Genomic DNA, 18,450 nt, shown 5'->3' on the forward strand with positions numbered 1-18,450 from the left:
CAAACAACTATAAAAAACTATTACTAAAACTTTAAAAAATTATAAATTGAATTTAAAGTTTTAATCAGCGTTCATTATTGCTTGGATTTCTGTTTGAGTTAAAGCCTTGTTGTATAGAGCCAATTCATCCAAATAACTCAGATCTGACTTGTGATTCCAACCGACAAACCTTGGTGCACCAGACATGATTGAAAGGATATCACAACCAGTCCAATCAACACCAGCAAAAGCACCTTGCCTAACTACCTGACCATTAATATAAACTACACATTCAGTTCCAGAAATTGTAAAGGCTAAATGCACCCAATCGTTTAATGCTGGATCAACATCTGCTGCTGCTCCTCCGTCAAACCAAGAGTCGCCTGCACCATGCCCAACATTTAATTTAAAACGTTGCATACCGCCAGCATTTTCTCGGAAAAATCTAAAACCACTTTTACGGTTGTTAGGAGCTGTAGGATTAGCATCATCTGGTGGACCAATAACTAATACACCTGCTCTGTCTGGATCCGCATTTAACTTATACCACATGGTTGCACTAAGTTCTGAGCCTAATAAACCTGCTGTAGGGAATGTTAAATATGAATCTGTAGCTCCTGCATACGCATTCAATCCTTTATATGATTCACCGGCAAAACCTGGGCTTCCCACTTCTGTAGCGTCCGTTTTACTTATAGACTCTGTATAGCTTCCATTGAATGACATATTTAGTACTTTACTACTTTGTGCCATCATATTAATTACATCATCTTGAGTTAATGCATTGCTAAATAATCTTAGCTCATCCATATTACTTAGGTCTGATTTGTGATTCCATCCTGCAAATCTTGGTTCTCCAGACATAATTGAAAGAATATCACATCCAGCCCAGTCTACACCTGAAAAAGCACCTTGTCTAACGACTTGTCCGTTTATGTAAACCACACACTCCGTTCCGGAAATTGTGAATGCAAAATGTGTCCATTCTCCTGTATCTGGCATAACATCTGCTGCTGCACCTCCATCAAACCATGAATCGGCTGTTCCGTTTCCTACATTTAACTTAAACCGCTGCATACCACCCGCATTTTCTCTAAAAAATCTAAATCCACTCTTACGGTTGTTCTGCGCTGTTGGGTTTGCTGTATCTGGAGGTCCTATTACCAAGACACCTGCTCTGTCTGGTGTTCCATTTACTTTCATCCAGAAAGAAGCACTAAACTCACTCCCTAACATCCCTGTAGTTGGGTATGTTAAATAAGAATCTGTAGCTCCTGCATATGAGTTTGAGCCTAAAACAGCATCAGAAGAAAACCCTGGAGAGCCTACTTCTGTAGCATCTGTTACAGTTATTAAATTAGTATAACTTCCATCGAAATTCATATAGAACATTTCGCCGCTGAATAGTGGTGTATATGGTGGTTGTTTACTAAAGTTAACAATAGATGATGTAGAGTTTCCTGCTAAGTCTGTTGCAGTCACTGTAAGTACATGATCTCCAGTAACTATATTGTCATAAACAAATTCATTTTTGAAAATACGATAATCAATAAACGAATCGTAGGATGCTATTACTGCCCCATCTAAATTTACAGTAACTGAGGCTATTTCAATATCATCCTCTGCAACAAAATCAATTGTTGTTGAAGTTACTAAATCAGGAACCTGTATTTCAAAACCTTCAACAGGTCTCATAATAGTTACAATGGGTGCTCCAGCATCTGGTCCTGGATCTACCTGAGTTATTGGGTCTATTCCTTCATAACAGGATGACATGATAATTAATGCCATGAATGTCAATAAATATTTATATAGTTTTTTCATAATAAAATCTTTTTAGTTGTTTTGAAGCGGTAAAAGGTCTAATTGTGCCTGAGGGTATGGAAGTAACTCTTTATCTGCTGTAAAAGTTCTACCATCATAACTTAGCTCATCATACCTATCTAAACGTATCATGTCATAATATCTAACACCCCATTCCATAGCTAATTCAGCGAATTTTTCATCCATAACTTGCTGATTAGTTACTCCTGACAAGGTGCTTAGTCCTGCTCTTGTTCTTACCAAATTCACTGCATCATCTGCGGACATAGCACTACTAGACGCTCCTTGAGTTAAAGCTTCGGCATGCATAAGTAGTATTTCCGCATATCTAAACACGATGAAATTTTTACTTGACCCATATGAATTTCTTCCTGGTGTTAATTGAACGGAAGGCAAGTAATGCTTACCACTTGCAAACATAGCTCTAGGATAATCGTTAAATCTATCTCCATCTGGTGTTGTATTAGAAATAAATCCTGGTAACGTTGCATAATTTGGATCTGACATAACTTCAGCAATACCTCGCGGTGTAAAAATTACACTTGTTTGAAGACGTGTAACCTCATTTCTATCCAACATAAATTTTATGTATTTCAAACTAGGCTCATAAAAACCCCAACCCCCAGAGGCGGTAGAAACAGCGGGTGTCCAATTAGATGGCCCAAATGGAGCATATAAATGGTTGTTAACTGCACCAGTATCTGAGTTATAATCTGAGAATTGTAATTCAAATAAACTTTCGTTACTTAATTCACCAGGTTTTTTAAAAAGTTGATAAAAATCTGAGTATAAAGAAAATTTACCAGAAGCAATAATCTCACCAGTGGCATTTGCAACACCCTGATAATTTTCCATTTCTAAATTTGCTAAGGCTTTTACCGTTAAAGCGGTATATTTAGTTACACCCCCTACAACATCTTGTCGCTCATTAGGGCGCATATCTGGAAGAAAAGGCATCGCTTCATCCATTAAGTCTGAAACGTATTGCATCACTTCTTGTTTGGTCGCAACACCTCTTTCAATATCTGCCGTTACATTTGAAGATGTAATTATAAAAATATCTCCCCAAAGACGAGACATTTGCAAATGTTGAAAACCACTTAATACTTTGGTTTCAGCTATGTATTGATCTGCTAAAGCAATGTCATTCCCCGTGGCAAATGCTTTATATCTTTCGATAGTTTCTCCAGAGTTTAGGATATCAACTATATCTCCATAAAAGTTTTCCCAAACTTGGTTGAACATCCAAAAACCATTATCATAATTAAATAAATCAGTTTCCGCAAAAAGTGGCTGATCACCTAGCCCTCCTGCATTTACATCATCTCCTCTAACACCAAGTAATAATGGATCTTCCCAACCTCTTGAATACACTTCTGAATAGGCTCCTATAAGCGGTAGTATCATATTTTCTGTAAGTGTAAAATCAAGGTCATCTGCTGCCAATTGACCATCATTTTCTTGTAATTTTTCACTGCATGAAAACACTAGCATGCATAACGCCAGAATAAATCCTAGCTGTTTTGATAGTTGTTTAAAATTTTTCATATTGCTTTTTTTTTAAATTTTTATATTTACTCCTACTGTATAAATTGCTGGAATTGGATACGTTTGACGGTCAATTCCACTCGCAACTTCAGGATTAAATCCGTTATACTTAAAAGATGTAAAAGGTCGTTCTGCCGTAAAGGTCAGTTTAGTTTCTGGCATATTTTTACCGATTAATGAACCTGCTGGTATAGTATATGCTAATTGAATATTTTGGATACGGAAATAATCACCGTCTTCAACATAAAACGTACTCATTCTTTGATTCCAACCTTTCCTTCTACCTGCTGAAGATGGGTATGAGTTAGTTGTACCTTCACCATGCCATCTATTAATCGCAAAATCTGCATCAACATTAGTGTCATTAGTAAAAATTACTTCTCCTCTTTTTCGGTTAAGTATTTGATTACCTGTTTGTCCAGCTATATCAACTGACAAGTCAAAGTTTTTATATGAAACACTCATATTTGCTCCATAATTAAAGTCAGGTAAAAAAGACCCTAGAACCACTCTATCAGCATCATCAATAGTACCACTATTATCTTGATCTACGTATTTAAAATCACCTGGTTCTAAATTATTTGCCACAGCGATAGGATCGCTTTGTACTTCAGCATCGTTTTGATAAACTCCGGCAACCTCTAACCCAAAGAATGCCTCTATTGGTTGTCCTACCATAGATCTTTGACGAAACTCAGCGCTTCCAGTATCAAAATAACCAGCCTCGCTATTAATTTGTGTCACTGTATTTTTAAGAGTTCCTATATTACCACCAACTGAAAAGCTCCAATTATCTGATAATTGTTGACTCCAATTTACTGCTATTTCTAAACCTTCATTTCTCATTTCTCCAGCATTCTCAAGAATCGTATTACTTACTATAGGTTGATCAATAGGTAAAACTAATCTCTTAGTATCTCTTATAAAATAGTCTGCTTCTAAAGTCATTCTATTATCAAACAATCGCGCACTAATACCAAAATTTGTTTCCTCCAAAATTTCTCTTTCTAAATCCGTAAAATTACTAGAGCTAATAATTCCATTGGTTGGCGTGTCTCCTATTGCGGTAGTAACTTGAGATATTGTTCTTGTTCCTGAACTACCACCTAACTGACCATTAGCTAGTTGTCCCCAGCTAGCACGAAGCTTTAAGAAATCGAAAACACCATTATCTTCCATAAAGCTTTCGCTAGAAATAACCCAACCCACACCAATTGAAGGCGTTGTTTCCCAAATTTTCTTTGGAAACTTTGCATCTCCTTCATGTCTTACAGTTGCATTTAAAAGATATTTGTCCTTAAAGCTATATTCTAGTCTTCCAAAATAAGCCAAGGTATAGAAGCGGTCACCAATTTCGTTGACTTGATTGCCAAACGATGTTGGGTCTGCAAAATTTAAATACCATGAGCTTTCTAAGCTAATTCCTTGAATGTCATTACCTGTGGCAGAGAACGTATTGAATTGTTCATCTCCAAAGGAAGAACCAGCAAGTACAGTTAAACCATGGTCTCCAAACGTATCTTTAAATGTCAACGTATTATCCCAATATTGAGTAGAAAACGTAACATTTGCTCTTCTAATAGAAGATACTTCACGTTGAGATCTATCCGATATAAAATAAGGCAATCTTACATTACGTTCTGCTATGGTAGAATAATCATGACTATAAGATGTTTTAAACTTTAACTTTTCTGGAATCAAATCATACTCCATAAAAATACTAGCTAATATCTTTTTAATTTTTAATTGATTATTATTAAAAGTCATTACAGGGAATGGGTTTTGAGCCCCTCTATAACCTATTAAGGTTGCGTCAGAAAACGCTATTGGTTCTGCAGCAGTATTAAGTGGGTCATATTTTGGTAAAATTGGTACTGCAAAATATGCTTGGAACCAAGCCCCATTTTCTGGGTTGTATTTTGTGGCATTACTAAAAATAGCATTTGTTCCTATTTTTAGTCTGTCCGATAATTTAATTTCTAAATTAGATTGAATATTAAAACGTTCATATTCATTCTTCATGTCTAATAAACCGTCTTGAGAAAAGTAACTGGCATTTACACCATATGTAGTAAGTTCACTACCTCCAGTAACCCCAATATTATGACTCGAAATGGTAGCGTCTCTTAAAACCTCTCGATACCAATCAGTATTAACATCTGGAATATTTGGATTAATTCGGCTTCTACCGAAACGTTGTATGGCGTTTTCAACGAATTGTATATCAGCCGTTGAACCCGACTCAAATGCCATTGTTACAAATTGTTCAGCATTTGCCATTTTTACAACATTCTGTGCATGCTGAACCCCTGTAAAACCTGTATATGTAATTTGAGGCTTTTGCTCAAACTTACCATTTTTCGTTTCTACGATGATTACACCATTAACACCTCTCCTACCAAAAATAGCAATTGAAGAAGCGTCCTTTAAAACAGAAATACTTTCTATTTGGCTACTATCTAAAAAATCTATGTTATCATAAAACATCCCATCTACAACAAAAAGAGGTGAACCTCCAGCTGCATATGAGTTTACACCACGTATTCTAATTGTTGGTGAATCACCTGGTGAACCATTACTAGTAACTTGCACCCCAGCAACTTTCCCTTGTAGGGATTGCATAATGTTACTATTTGGCGTTTTTTCAATACTCTCTGACTTTACAGTTGTAATTGCCCCTGTTAAATCAGCTTTCTTTTGTGTCCCATACCCGATAACGACCACCTCGTTTAGTGCTTCAATATCTGGTTCGAGCGACACATTAATAGTTGTCTGGTTTTGAATGGTTATAAGAACAGTTTTAAAACCTAATGAGCTAAACTCAAGGGTTTCTCCTCTATTAACATTGATAGTATAATTACCATCAAAATCTGTACTTACACCTCTTGTTGTACCTTTTACTATTACGTTAACACCTGGCACAGGAATATTATCTTCGGCACTTACAACAGTACCTGCAATTGAAATATCTTGTGAAAAAGCGCAAACAGAAAATAGAAAAATTAACAATAAAGTAAATCTTGTTTTCATATAGTCTTATTTAAAAAGTTAGTTTTTACTAAATTAGGAACTATATAAGTGGATGTCAAAAAAAGACGTACACATAAAATACGTCATAAATTTAAAAAATCCAAAAAAACCTTATTGACGTAGGATATAAAGGGTAAATTTTATCATAAATAAAGGCTTTACGGCTAAAATGACGTATTAATGACGTACCAGTGAGGTGGTGATTATACCAATTTGAAGGGTGTTCTATTTGAAATTTCGCAAATAATCACCTAAAGATTTATCATTACCCAAATTTAACTTGCGTTTTAATCGATATCTATGAGTTTCAAGCCCTCTAATTGAAACATTCATCAATGGCGCAATTTCTTTAGTTAATAAATTCATTTTAATGTAGGCACAAATCTTTAAATCTTTATGTGTTAGTTTTGGGAATTTACTTTTTAATTGATTGAAAAATTCTTCATGAACTTGATTGAAGTTATATTCAAATATTTGCCATTCATCCTCATGCCCAATAGAATTGTCAATCTTCTTTAATAATTTTTTATAACCTAAGGTATTTTTAAAACTTGCTTCATTTCTAGCAAGCTCATTTTTTATTTCGAGCATTGATTCATTTTTCTTTACCAATGCCATAGCTGTATTTGCCAGCTGTTTACTTTTAAGCTTTACTTCATTTTTTAACGATTCGTTCTTAATCTGCACAAGTTTTTTCTCATTTTCAATAGCCCTTTCCTTTAATATTATTTCTTGCTCCTCACTAAGCTTTTGACGAAGTAATCTATGCTCTTTAGCAACTTTTCGTTTATGAATCCAATAAGCAATTAAACTAATGAAAACAGCCATCAATAAATAGAAATAGCCATTTTTATACCATGGTGGCAAAACTTTTAATTTAATCGTTTTTAAGGGTGATGTTTCACCAGAAATACTAACTGACCTAAAATGTATATTATAATCATCGTTGCTCAATCGTGAAAGTTCTAATTTTTCATTTTCTAAACGATTCCAGTTTAAAGAGCTAGAGTTTGAAAGAGAATACTCAAAATAATGATTATTTAAACTTGTGGATGATATTGAGATACTAATACTTTTATTAAACGGAAGTACGTAAGCATCTTCTTCGCTTATATCTACCAAACTCTTATCTATTTCAACGCGCTCTATTATTGGTTTTTGAAGCGAATCTCTTTTAGTTAGGCTTTCTGTTTTATTTATAAGCATAAAACCTCCATACAAATTTAGAGTATAAACAGAATCTTGCAATTGAGAGACACTTTCCGCATCAACTACAAGTCGCTTTTTAAAAAGCTTATTTGGTAAATTTATATTTGTAGTTTCTGCATCCGGTAGAGAAACGAAGCTAATTTTATCGTTCTCGTTTTTAGTTACGAGCAAATCGGTATCAGGTTGAGAGATAATGTTTGTGTTAAAACCAAAGGTTTTGTTTAGCAAATCATTTGGTACAATACTATCAATTAATGGTTCGTATTTCTGCCATCCTTCATTCGTTTTAAAACAAATATCATTTTTAATATTGTAAACCCTAACATTGTAATCAGACCACAGACCTTTATTCTTATAATCTTTAACCTCAACTACTCTTTCAAATTCTTTATTAAATTTTACTCTAAAAACACCCTTATAGGCATGTGCTACCCAAGCAGTATACTCATCTTCAAACACTAGATACTTTATTGGTATGGTAGTTTCTCCTAAATGCTTTACATCCCATTTCCCGTTTATGTATTTATATCTTACCAATCCAGCGTAGGTTCCTTGAACAAATAAATTGTCTTGTTCAGGAACTTTCCTAATAACCCATCCACCAGTAAAATTCGATATTTTATTTAGCCTATTATTTTCTATGATATAGGTACCATTGTTATGACCACAAAATAATTGATTGTTAATTTTTACTAAATCCCAAACTTGTCCTTGAGAATCATTTATGAATTTAAGTTTTGTATCATTTTGGTCTAAGTAAAATAAGCCTGTGTTACTCCCTATATAAGTTTTATTATCATAATTAATTATATCATAAACTGCTCCTAACTCACCTGAATTATCATTATACAGTAAATAATTATAATTTAAATCAATAACGGTAACGCCATTATCTAATCCCACCCACAAATTATTATTGGCACCAACGCATAACCCCAAAACCGTACTATTTTGAAGCCCGTTTTCTTTACCAATATGAAATAATATCTCGCCAAAATTATTAGTAATATAAACTCCATTTTTTATGGTTCCGAAAACCATATTGCCGTTTTCTAGTAGCAAATATTTATTGAGTTGATGTTCTTTTATAATTTTATTAATTGGCGACTCCCATGTTTCAAGGGTTTCATTGCTATATAAAAAACAACCTTTTAATGCTGTAGTGATAAGTAATTTTTTATTAAGTTTAACAATGGAAATTACCTTGGTATCTTCTAATTTTTCTGTGTTCTTTAATTGTATTAAAGACTCATTTTGCACTCTAAATATTCCATTATCTAGCGTTGAAGCATAAATAGTATCATCAACTTTACTACAAGAAATTAAGGTTGATTCGGGCTTAATCTTAATGATTTTACCTTCTCTATAAATATATAAGTTTGCAAACGATCTAAAATAAATATCATTATCAATATTCAATATCTGCCAAAATTCTTCGTCAACAGACTCTTTATCTTTCTCAAAATCACTTAATGATGTATATGCTAATACTCCTTTTTTTGTTTTTTTCCAATACCCGAATTCCTCATAAGATCCCGTATAAATAAGACTGTCTTTTGCTAATACCGACCTTATAATGGTTTTATTAGGTAATTGATAAAAATCCCATTTAACCCCATCAAATTCAAGCAATCCTTTGTCATTCGCCACATAAAGTTTTCCGTTTTCAGAGAACGAAACGCCCCAGTTTTGGTTACCGGCATTATATTCTGTCAAAGCATAGTTTTGAAAAAACGGGGTGTATTGAGCATAAAAATTGCTATTAACAAAAATGAAAAGGAAAACAACAAAGCCATTTTTAAGATTAACTTTCATATTAATTGGAGAAAACTAGATGTGAACAAATCTAATCAATTTAAGCATCTGAATAAAATTACTAAATAGATGTAAATCTTTTAAAATGTTTAAGTTTGTTAATCAGATATTTATTATTAAAATTACAATATCTAATTGTTATCGTAGCATCAAAACTAAATTTCACAAAACAATAATCAAATGAAACACTATATTTTAACACTCTTTGTGTTATGCGGCTGCCTACTTGGAGCACAAAATGAGTTTGAACTTTCTTATCATTTGCCTCAAAATGTTACATATAATCCTGAAATCCCAACTCCTGAGAGTATTATTGGGCATAATGTTGGAGAATGGCATGTTACACACGACAAGTTAGTAAACTATATGACTACTTTGAGTAAAGTTTCAGATAGAATAAATATTGAAAATAGAGGAGAAACATTTGAAGGTAGACCCATACTTTTACTCACGGTTACTTCGCCCGAAAATCATGCTAATATTGAAAATATTAGGTTAAACCACTTGAAGCTAGTTGAAACAGGTAGTAACAGCTTAAATGTAGATTCTATGCCAATAGTTGTTTATCAAGGTTTTTCAATTCATGGGAACGAACCAAGCGGCTCTAATGCAAGTTTATTATTAGCCTATTATTTGGCTGCGGCACAAGGGACTCAAATTGATGCGTTATTAAAAAACACTGTTGTTTTATTAGACCCATCATTTAACCCCGACGGGTTACAACGATTTGCTTCTTGGGTAAATGCTAATAAAAGTAAAAATATTAACCCTGACCCAAATGATAGAGAATACACTGAAGTATGGCCCAAAGGAAGAACCAATCATTATTGGTTTGATTTAAATAGAGATTGGTTACCCGCACAATTACCCGAATCTAGAGCCAGAATTAACACTTATAATGCTTGGATGCCAAATATTTTGACTGATCATCATGAAATGGCAACTAGCTCTACCTTCTTTTTCCAACCAGGTATTCAATCAAGAGTGCATCCATTAACTCCTAAAGCAAATCAGGAGTTAACAAAAGAAATAGGAAATTATCATGCTAAAGCTTTAAATAAAATTGGGTCGCTATATTTTACAGAAGAACGTTATGATGATTATTATTACGGAAAGGGTTCTACCTTTCCAGATATTAATGGTGCTGTTGGTATATTGTTTGAGCAAGCTAGTTCTCGTGGGCATGCCCAAGAATCTATAAACGGTATATTAACATTCCCTTTTACAATTAGAAATCAGTTTACCACAGCCTTGTCAACTCTAGAAGCGGCAAACGAAATGCGCGTTAAACTTTTAAATTATCAAAGAGAGTTTTACAATACTGTTAGAAACGAAAATGCAAAAAGTAATATAAAGGGATTTGTTTTTGGTGATGAAGAAGACTTAGCTAAAACCTTCCATTTAGCTGAAATTTTAAAAAGACATGACATAAGTCTAAATAAATTAAACGCTGATATTACCGTTGATGGCAAAAGCTTTAAAAAGGAAAGCAGTTTTGTAGTTTCAATCAATCAATCAAAAAGTAAAATTATAAAGGCCATTTTTGAAAAACGCACCACTTTTACAGACAGTTTATTTTATGATATTTCCGGATGGACATATCCACTAGCATTTAACACTGATTATGCTGAATTAAAATCAACTTCAAATACTGGAGAGTTAGTTCAAAATTTAGAGCTTAATAAAGGGGTGGTAACATCTAAAAGCAACTATGCATATCTCATGCCATGGCACGAATATTATACCCCGAAAGCTTTAAATGCCATTTTAAACAAAGGTTTAAGAGCTAAAGTAGGACTCAATCCATTTTCTTTGAACAATGAAAATTTTGATTACGGTACTATTTTAATACCTGTTCAAAACCAAAGTTTAAACTCAGATGAGTTATTTGAAACTTTAAAAAATATAGCACAAAATAGTCATCTTAAAATATTTGGTGTTAATACGGGTTTAACCGAAGGTATAGATTTGGGAAGCTCTTCTTTCAAAAATATTGAAACACCAAAAGTTGCTATGTTAGTTGGTAACGAAGTTACCTCTTATGATGCTGGCGAGATTTGGCATTTGTTCGATCAGCGTTATCAAATGCATCTTACTAAACTCGATGTACTTTATTTAAAAGGCTTAGATATTTCAAAATATACTACAATAATAATCCCAAGTTCTAAACTAAAATTAGATTCCGAAACGATTGACACATTAAAAGATTGGGTTAAAAATGGTGGTACTTTAATCGGGTATAAAAACACCGTAAAATGGTTGTCTTCCAATAAATTTATTAAGCTTGAATATGCTAAATCTGAAGTGAAAGCGAAAAATATTTCGTTTGAACAAAAAGAAGATTTTAAAGGAGCTCAAACTATTGGTGGGTCGATTTTTGAAACTGAAATAGATAGATCGCACCCTATAAATTTTGGATATAAAAATAATAAGTTAGCAATCTTTAGAGACACCGAAATATTTATAAAAGCAGATAGTTCAAGCTATAACAACCCTATAAAGTATAGTAAAAATCCTCTTTTAAGTGGCTATATCTCAAAACCAAATTTAGAAGTTTTAAAAGAAACTGTTCCGTTTCAAGTGAAAAAATCGGGCAAAGGTAAAGTCATTGTTTTTACTGATAATACCAACTTTAGAGCGTTTTGGTATGGAACTAATAAACTTCTTATGAATGCTGTATTCTTTTCAAAATATATGTAACCTATTCATTCAAAAATAAAAGTAAACTTTTAAGATAAAATACTAAATTTTATCATTTTTATAAATGTTATAATTTTATTAAAGCTGGTATATTTTTGTTAATGAATAGTTAAATTTGAAATAAAAAAAACAGATGACTAATTCAAAAACCTTCATTACATTACTTTTCGCATTTTGCTTACTTTTTTCCGTAAATGCACAAGAAACCAAAAAAGATTCCACCTTATCAGGTCTTAAGTTTAGAAGCATAGGTCCCGCTTTCATGTCGGGTAGAATTGCTGACATTGCCATAGACCCAACCAACCAAAATATTTGGTATGTTGCTGTAGGATCTGGCGGTGTATGGAAAACAATAAATGCCGGAACAACTTGGACTCCCTTGACCGACAAGGAATCATTTTATTCAACAGGTTGCTTAACTCTAGACCCTAATAATCCAAATACTATTTGGCTAGGTACAGGCGAGAATGTAGGTGGGCGTCATGTTGGTATCGGCGATGGTGTTTATGTAAGCTACGATGCTGGAAAAACATGGAAAAACAAAGGGCTAAAAAAATCTGAACACATTTCTAAAATCATTGTCAACCCAAAAAACTCTAACGAAATTTGGGTAGCTGCCCAAGGGCCTCTTTGGAGTTCTGGAGGTGAACGCGGTTTATACAAAACAACTGATGGCGGTGAAACATGGAGACTTGTTTTAAGTAGTAATGAATGGACAGGTGTTACTGATTTAGTAATGGACCCAAGAAATGAAAAAATCTTATACGCTGCAACGTGGCAACGTCACAGAACCGTTGCCGCTTATGTTGGTGGTGGCGAAGGTACAGCCCTTTATAAAAGTATAGACGGTGGTGAAACATGGGATAAATTAAAAACTGGGCTACCCAGTAGTGATAAAAGTATAGACGGTGGTGAAACATGGGATAAATTAAAAACTGAACTACCTAGTAGTGATATGGGAAAAATTGGTTTAGCCATTTCGCCAATTAATCCAGATGTATTATATGCAGCTATTGAATTAGACAGAAAAAAAGGAGCTGTTTATCGCTCTAATAACATGGGCGCAAGTTGGGAAAAAATGTCTAACACCGTTTCAGGAGGAACAGGACCACATTACTATCAAGAGTTAGTGGCTTCTCCTCATGTATTTGACAAAATATACCTTATGGATGTACGTGTTCAGGTATCGGAAGATGGTGGAAAAACTTTCTATACTATGAATGAAAGTAATAAGCATTCTGATAATCATTCGATGACATTTAAACCTAATGATCCTAATTACTTACTAGTAGGAACAGATGGTGGTATTTATGAATCGTTTGATGACACAAAAACCTGGAAATTTGTAAATAATCTACCCATTACACAGTTTTATAAAGTGGCTGTGGATGACGCAAAACCTTTTTACAATATTTTCGGTGGAACCCAAGATAATAATTCACAAGGTGGTCCTTCAAGAACTTTAAGGTCTAACGGTATAGCAAATTCTGATTGGTTTGTACTTTTAGGTGGTGATGGTCATCAACCAGCTACTGAACCTGGTAATCCAGATATAGTATATGCTCAGTCACAACAAGGAAATTTACATCGTGTAGATAGAACAACAGGCGAAGCGGTTTTTATTAAACCACAAGAAGGTATTGACGAACCCTATGAGCGTAATAATTGGGATTCACCAATTATAGTTAGCTATCACGATTCTAAACGAATTTATTTTGGAACGCAACGTGTTTGGAGGTCTGATAACAGGGGTGATAGTTGGACACCGATTTCAAAAGATTTAACCAAAAACGAAGAACGCATAACCTTACCAATAATGGGTAAACAGATGAGTTGGGATGCTGCTTGGGATGTTTATGCTATGTCAACTTATAATACAATTACATCGCTTTCGGAATCTCCTTTAGATGAAAATATTATTTATGCTGGTACCGATGATGGCATTATTCAATACACAAAAAATGGAGGTGAAACTTGGACAAAAGTTCTAGTTTCTAGTTTACCAAATGTACCGTCAACCGCGTTTGTAAACGATATAAAAGCAGATTTACATGATTCGAAAACAGTTTATGTAGCTTTAGATAATCATAAATATGGCGACTACAAACCCTATTTATTAAAAAGCACTAATGGTGGAGCTTCATGGAAATCTATTACTAATGGAATTCCTGAAAACACTTTAGTTTGGAGATTGGTGCAAGACCATGTAAATCCTAACTTAATGTTTTTGGCAACTGAATATGGTATTTATTTATCATTAAATCAAGGTGAAAAATGGATGAAGTTTTCAGAAGGATTGCCAACCATTTCATTTAGAGATATAGCTATTCAAAAACGAGAAAACGATTTGGTTGCTGCATCATTTGGTCGTGGATTCTATGTACTTGATGATTATAGTCCATTAAGAAGCATGAACGTAAATGACTTTTCAAACCCTAAATTATTTAAACCTAGAAAAGCATTACAATACAACCCTATTAGTGGGGGAACTTCTAGCCAAGGTGAAAGTTATTTCACAGCTGATAATCCAGATTTTGGCGCAGTATTTACTTATTATTTACCCAAAAACTTTGAAAGTTTAAAATCTATCCGTCAGAAGAGAGAAAAGACGCTTAAGAAAGAAAATAAGAATATTCCTTTTCCTGGTTGGGATGCTTTAGACGAAGAGAAAAATGAAGAAAGTGCATCCATTATTTTAGTTATTAAGGATAGTAAAGGAAATTTTGTAACACGCGCAAATGCGCCTTATAAAAAAGGATTTAATCGTGTTGCTTGGAACTTAAGAACTCCAATGCAAACCTCATTAAATATGAATAGAATTAATGACGATCCTACAGAATCTCGAGGTACTACTTATGCTGATGAAGGTACTTATACGGTTACTATGTTTTCGAATATTAAGGGAGACATCACAGCCTTATCAGCACCACAAACTTTTGAGGTTGAAATTATTAAGGAAAATGTTCTTAAAAACCCAATGAGTAGTAATATTGACACTTATATGGAAGATCTTAAAACATTCAAAACTCAGTTGGAAATCACTTTGAATAATTTTAGAAATGCCTCAAAAAAATTAGAAGCATTTGATAAAGCTACAGCTTACATAGATGGAGAACCTGGTGATTTAGAAAAAGAGATTGGTGATTTAAAAGCTCAACTACAAGCACTAAACCAAAAACTTAACGGAAATTCTTCTAAAGATGAAATTGGTGAAAAAGATGTACTATCAATCTCATCAAGATTATCTGTGGCTCAAAGAGGTTTTAGAACTATTTACGGACCAACAAAAATGCACATGGAAAGTTTAGATATGGCGAAAGCACTCTTTAATAGGATTAAGCCACTACTAGATAAATTTATTAATGTTGACATTCCTACTTTAGAGGAAAAATTATTAAACGCTGGTGTACCTCCCATTTTGGATTAATTTTATAAAGTATAGAAATGGAAAAGCTCGTAAATAATTTACGAGCTTTTCTCCTACTAATTCCAGTACTCTAAATACTGAGAACAAACACTTAATTAAACATTTTTAATTTTTAAAATTCATAGCTTTTTTAATTCCGTTTTCTGAATAATGTATACTAAAATTGAATGTTTCTAGATTTCCTTTTAATTGGGCAAATTCACTCTGATTCGTCCAAGTTATATCAATTTCATTATCACTATTTTCAGTTATTTCAATCTCACCTAAAAAGGCTTTTGAAGTATTTCGCAATCGCATTATTTTAAGCTGATTCAAAACCACATCTTTTTTTAAACCTCTCTCAATATCAGCTTTTGATAATGTTGTACGGTTGATTTCCTTATGTCCAGCACTTCCTCCTTTATCAGCAGCTTCATAATCGTTTTTTCCAGCAAAAATATCTAAATACCAAACTTGCGGAATCCCAGGCATAAACATTTGAATAGCTCTTGCAAGTAATAATTTTTGTTCGTTTTCGCCTAAAGCGCTAAAATAAGTGGCATTAATTTGATAGTAAGATATCTTGTTGCCAGAAGCATCATAAAGATTCTTAACACGTCCACCACGCTCTAATATTTTAGACATTATAGATGCTATTTCATCGTCTTCTAATAATCCTTTATTATATCTACCATTAACCTCTTTGCCCTTTAAATCTAAAACCGGAATCCCATCATGACACCCTAACATATTCACGGTTTTATAACCCTTATTTATAATTTCTTTAGCCCATGTTAAAAGTGCTTTACTCGTATTACTTTCTAGGGTATGTATAATCAATCCAGGTAAGAAAAAATCATAAATATAGTAGCCTTCTTTAGCTACTTCATCATGCAAGCCCAAGCCATATTCTGCATGAATTTCTGGCAATAGCATAAGCTCATTTTTATTTGCAATTTGCTTGATGCGTTCTAAATAATTCCATGTCCCAGGTTTATTAAAAAAGTTAGATTGACCAATTTCCTTGTGTAAATATGCAAAGGCATCCAATCGTAAAATTTTGCAACCAAAATCTTTTAGTTTGGAAAGTGTTTCTTCATAGAAGTCCCAAACTAATGGAGATTTAGCATTCACATCCATTTGTCCTAAATAAGACCTGTTTTTTTCAACCACTGAAATAATCTCATTCTTAAACTTATCACTTTCTTCAAAATTCAAAGTTTTAAAATCTTGGTTTTGCTTGATAGCATTGTTAACCTTATCACAAATTGATTTAGCTTGTTCATAACTTAACCCTTGAATATTTTCTAAATCCTTTTCGTTAATTTCGTTATACTTTATCTCTTGGTAAAATGTGTTCCAATAGGGTTTCTCAGAACCATCAGGAAAAATTACTTTTAAAATAGGAAGACCCGGTTTTCTCATAAATAATTTACTGAGAAACTCTTCTTTTGGCACTATTATGCCATCCTTATTCATCGTTCCGTTACCTTCCCAAAAGGTATTCCAGTTTATAAAAAAATCTTTGAATTTTGATTTTTCTCCTTTTTCTAGTAAATCCTTAAATTGAGGTGATGCCACAGACAAGTGATTTAAAACAATATCAAATTTTAATTGAATATTCAATTTCTCTAAATCTTCTAAATCAGAATCTGAAACTAACTCCTTATTAAGATCATAATCTATAACAGAAAATCCACGATCTAAATCACTATTAAAAAAAGTAGGAAGCACATAAAATAAGGAAAATACATCTTTAAACTCAGTAGTCTTAAGCATGTTAATCGTATCACCTAGCTTTTCTCCAATGCTATCAGGATATGCATTAAGCATAACACCGTTATAATCATCTCGATTTGAGTTTTTACTTTCTAACATTGACTTTATAATAGTTTAGATAAAATATTAATATTATCTGGCAGCCTTCCAACATTTTGAAGCTTTAAAGCGGCCAATTGTAAAGCGACTTCTAAACATTCTTCCATAGTTTTTTTCTTTATATAAGCAAATAAGAAGCCTGACCAAAAAGCATCACCCGCGCCAGTAGCATCCATAACTTGTTCAATTTTTATTGCCGGTAATTGTATGGTTTCTTTATCTATTTGAGATAGTTTAACACCCTGACTACCTAATGTTAGGCATACCGTATTAACACCCAAATCATGAAAAAAATCGAATATTTCTTGATGGGGTAATTTTTGTTCAAAAAGCCTAAACATATCGTCTTCGCTAATTTTAACCAATGGATTAAACTTGCAATACGTTTTAATTACTGTAAGCGCTTCCTCTCTTGAGTTCCAAAGCTTTTTAGCATAATTAATGTCTATACTTAATTTACATCCTAAGTTAAAGGCCTCTTCAGCCTTAGATAAAATAGTTGTCTGAGCTGGAATTTTACTTAAAGCAAAACAGGTTGTGTGAAAAATGTTCGTGTCAGAAAGCATTTCTTTTGAAATTTGACTTTCTACAATATAAGCATCGGCTTCTCTAAATGGTATAAAATCAGGAGTACCATCTGTTCTTGAAACAAAAATAACACTTGTTGGTTTAGTAATTATTTTATGAATAGAATCTGTATTAACTCCTACTTCGGCAAGTCTTTCAAAAATATATTCCCCAAAACCATCATCACCAACTGTAGCGACTAATACGGATTTAAGCCCTAATCTAGCAGAATTCATAGCAACGTTTGCCGGAGAGCCTCCTAAATAACGATGATAATCTCTGGTTTGATTGATTTGAGCGCCTATTTGATGACCAATAAAGTCTACAAGCACTTCGCCTACAGATAAAATATCAATACTTTTCAAATTTAGTTTAGATTAGTTTATTAACGGCAAATTACAATTACAATCTCCATTAAATAAAATTTTGAGCGTAAAAGTGTTTTTTAGTTATACGAAATCGATTTCGTAACTACCAATTTTAGTGAATTATAA

Annotated in this window: 8 protein-coding genes; 2 read left to right on the forward strand and 6 right to left on the reverse strand. The window is 33.3% G+C overall.

Features of this window, described 5'->3' with window-relative positions; translation table 11 throughout:
* Window positions 1–60: 60 nt before the first annotated feature.
* From L3X39_RS07380 to L3X39_RS07395, 4 genes are all read right to left on the reverse strand, one after another.
* The gene (locus tag L3X39_RS07380; RefSeq protein WP_237231131.1) at window positions 61–1,803 is read right to left on the reverse strand and encodes a LamG domain-containing protein; all 1,743 of its coding nucleotides are present in this window, start codon (window positions 1,801–1,803) and stop codon (window positions 61–63) included.
* 12 nt (window positions 1,804–1,815) lie between these two features.
* Entirely contained in the window at window positions 1,816–3,351 is a 1,536-nt protein-coding gene (locus L3X39_RS07385) for a RagB/SusD family nutrient uptake outer membrane protein (protein WP_237231132.1), read from the reverse strand.
* 12 nt (window positions 3,352–3,363) lie between these two features.
* Window positions 3,364–6,381 carry a SusC/RagA family TonB-linked outer membrane protein gene (locus L3X39_RS07390; protein ID WP_237231133.1) on the reverse strand — a complete coding sequence of 1,006 codons (3,018 nt, stop codon included), beginning with the start codon at window positions 6,379–6,381 and terminating at the stop codon, window positions 3,364–3,366.
* 225 nt (window positions 6,382–6,606) lie between these two features.
* Window positions 6,607–9,306, reverse strand: a complete 2,700-nt coding sequence (locus L3X39_RS07395) for a helix-turn-helix and ligand-binding sensor domain-containing protein (protein ID WP_237231134.1) — start codon at window positions 9,304–9,306, stop codon at window positions 6,607–6,609.
* Between the two features lie 279 nt (window positions 9,307–9,585).
* Here L3X39_RS07395 and L3X39_RS07400 point away from each other — a divergent pair, with 279 nt between their 5' ends.
* A complete protein-coding gene (locus L3X39_RS07400) occupies window positions 9,586–12,105 on the forward strand; it encodes a M14 family metallopeptidase (protein WP_237231135.1) in 2,520 nt (839 codons plus the stop codon).
* A 133-nt stretch (window positions 12,106–12,238) separates the two neighbouring features.
* Entirely contained in the window at window positions 12,239–15,532 is a 3,294-nt protein-coding gene (locus L3X39_RS07405; RefSeq protein ID WP_237231136.1) for a VPS10 domain-containing protein, read from the forward strand.
* Between the two features lie 105 nt (window positions 15,533–15,637).
* Here L3X39_RS07405 and L3X39_RS07410 read toward each other — a convergent pair whose 3' ends face one another.
* A complete protein-coding gene (locus L3X39_RS07410) occupies window positions 15,638–17,389 on the reverse strand; it encodes an alpha-amylase family protein (RefSeq protein WP_237231137.1) in 1,752 nt (583 codons plus the stop codon).
* Between the two features lie 5 nt (window positions 17,390–17,394).
* Complete coding sequence (locus L3X39_RS07415) at window positions 17,395–18,321, reverse strand: carbohydrate kinase family protein (protein ID WP_237231138.1); 927 nt, start codon at window positions 18,319–18,321, stop codon at window positions 17,395–17,397.
* Between the last annotated feature and the right edge of the window lie 129 nt (window positions 18,322–18,450).

This window comes from Flaviramulus multivorans (assembly GCF_021728415.1).
Lineage (GTDB): Bacteria > Bacteroidota > Bacteroidia > Flavobacteriales > Flavobacteriaceae > Sabulilitoribacter > Sabulilitoribacter multivorans.

Coding starts and splice junctions, on each gene's coding strand:
- L3X39_RS07405 (WP_237231136.1), top strand. CDS start 12,239: ATGACTAATTCAAAAACCTTCATTACATTACTTTTCGCATTTTGCTTA.
- L3X39_RS07380 (WP_237231131.1), bottom strand. CDS start 1,803: ATGAAAAAACTATATAAATATTTATTGACATTCATGGCATTAATTATC.
- L3X39_RS07400 (WP_237231135.1), top strand. CDS start 9,586: ATGAAACACTATATTTTAACACTCTTTGTGTTATGCGGCTGCCTACTT.
- L3X39_RS07385 (WP_237231132.1), bottom strand. CDS start 3,351: ATGAAAAATTTTAAACAACTATCAAAACAGCTAGGATTTATTCTGGCG.
- L3X39_RS07410 (WP_237231137.1), bottom strand. CDS start 17,389: ATGTTAGAAAGTAAAAACTCAAATCGAGATGATTATAACGGTGTTATG.
- L3X39_RS07390 (WP_237231133.1), bottom strand. CDS start 6,381: ATGAAAACAAGATTTACTTTATTGTTAATTTTTCTATTTTCTGTTTGC.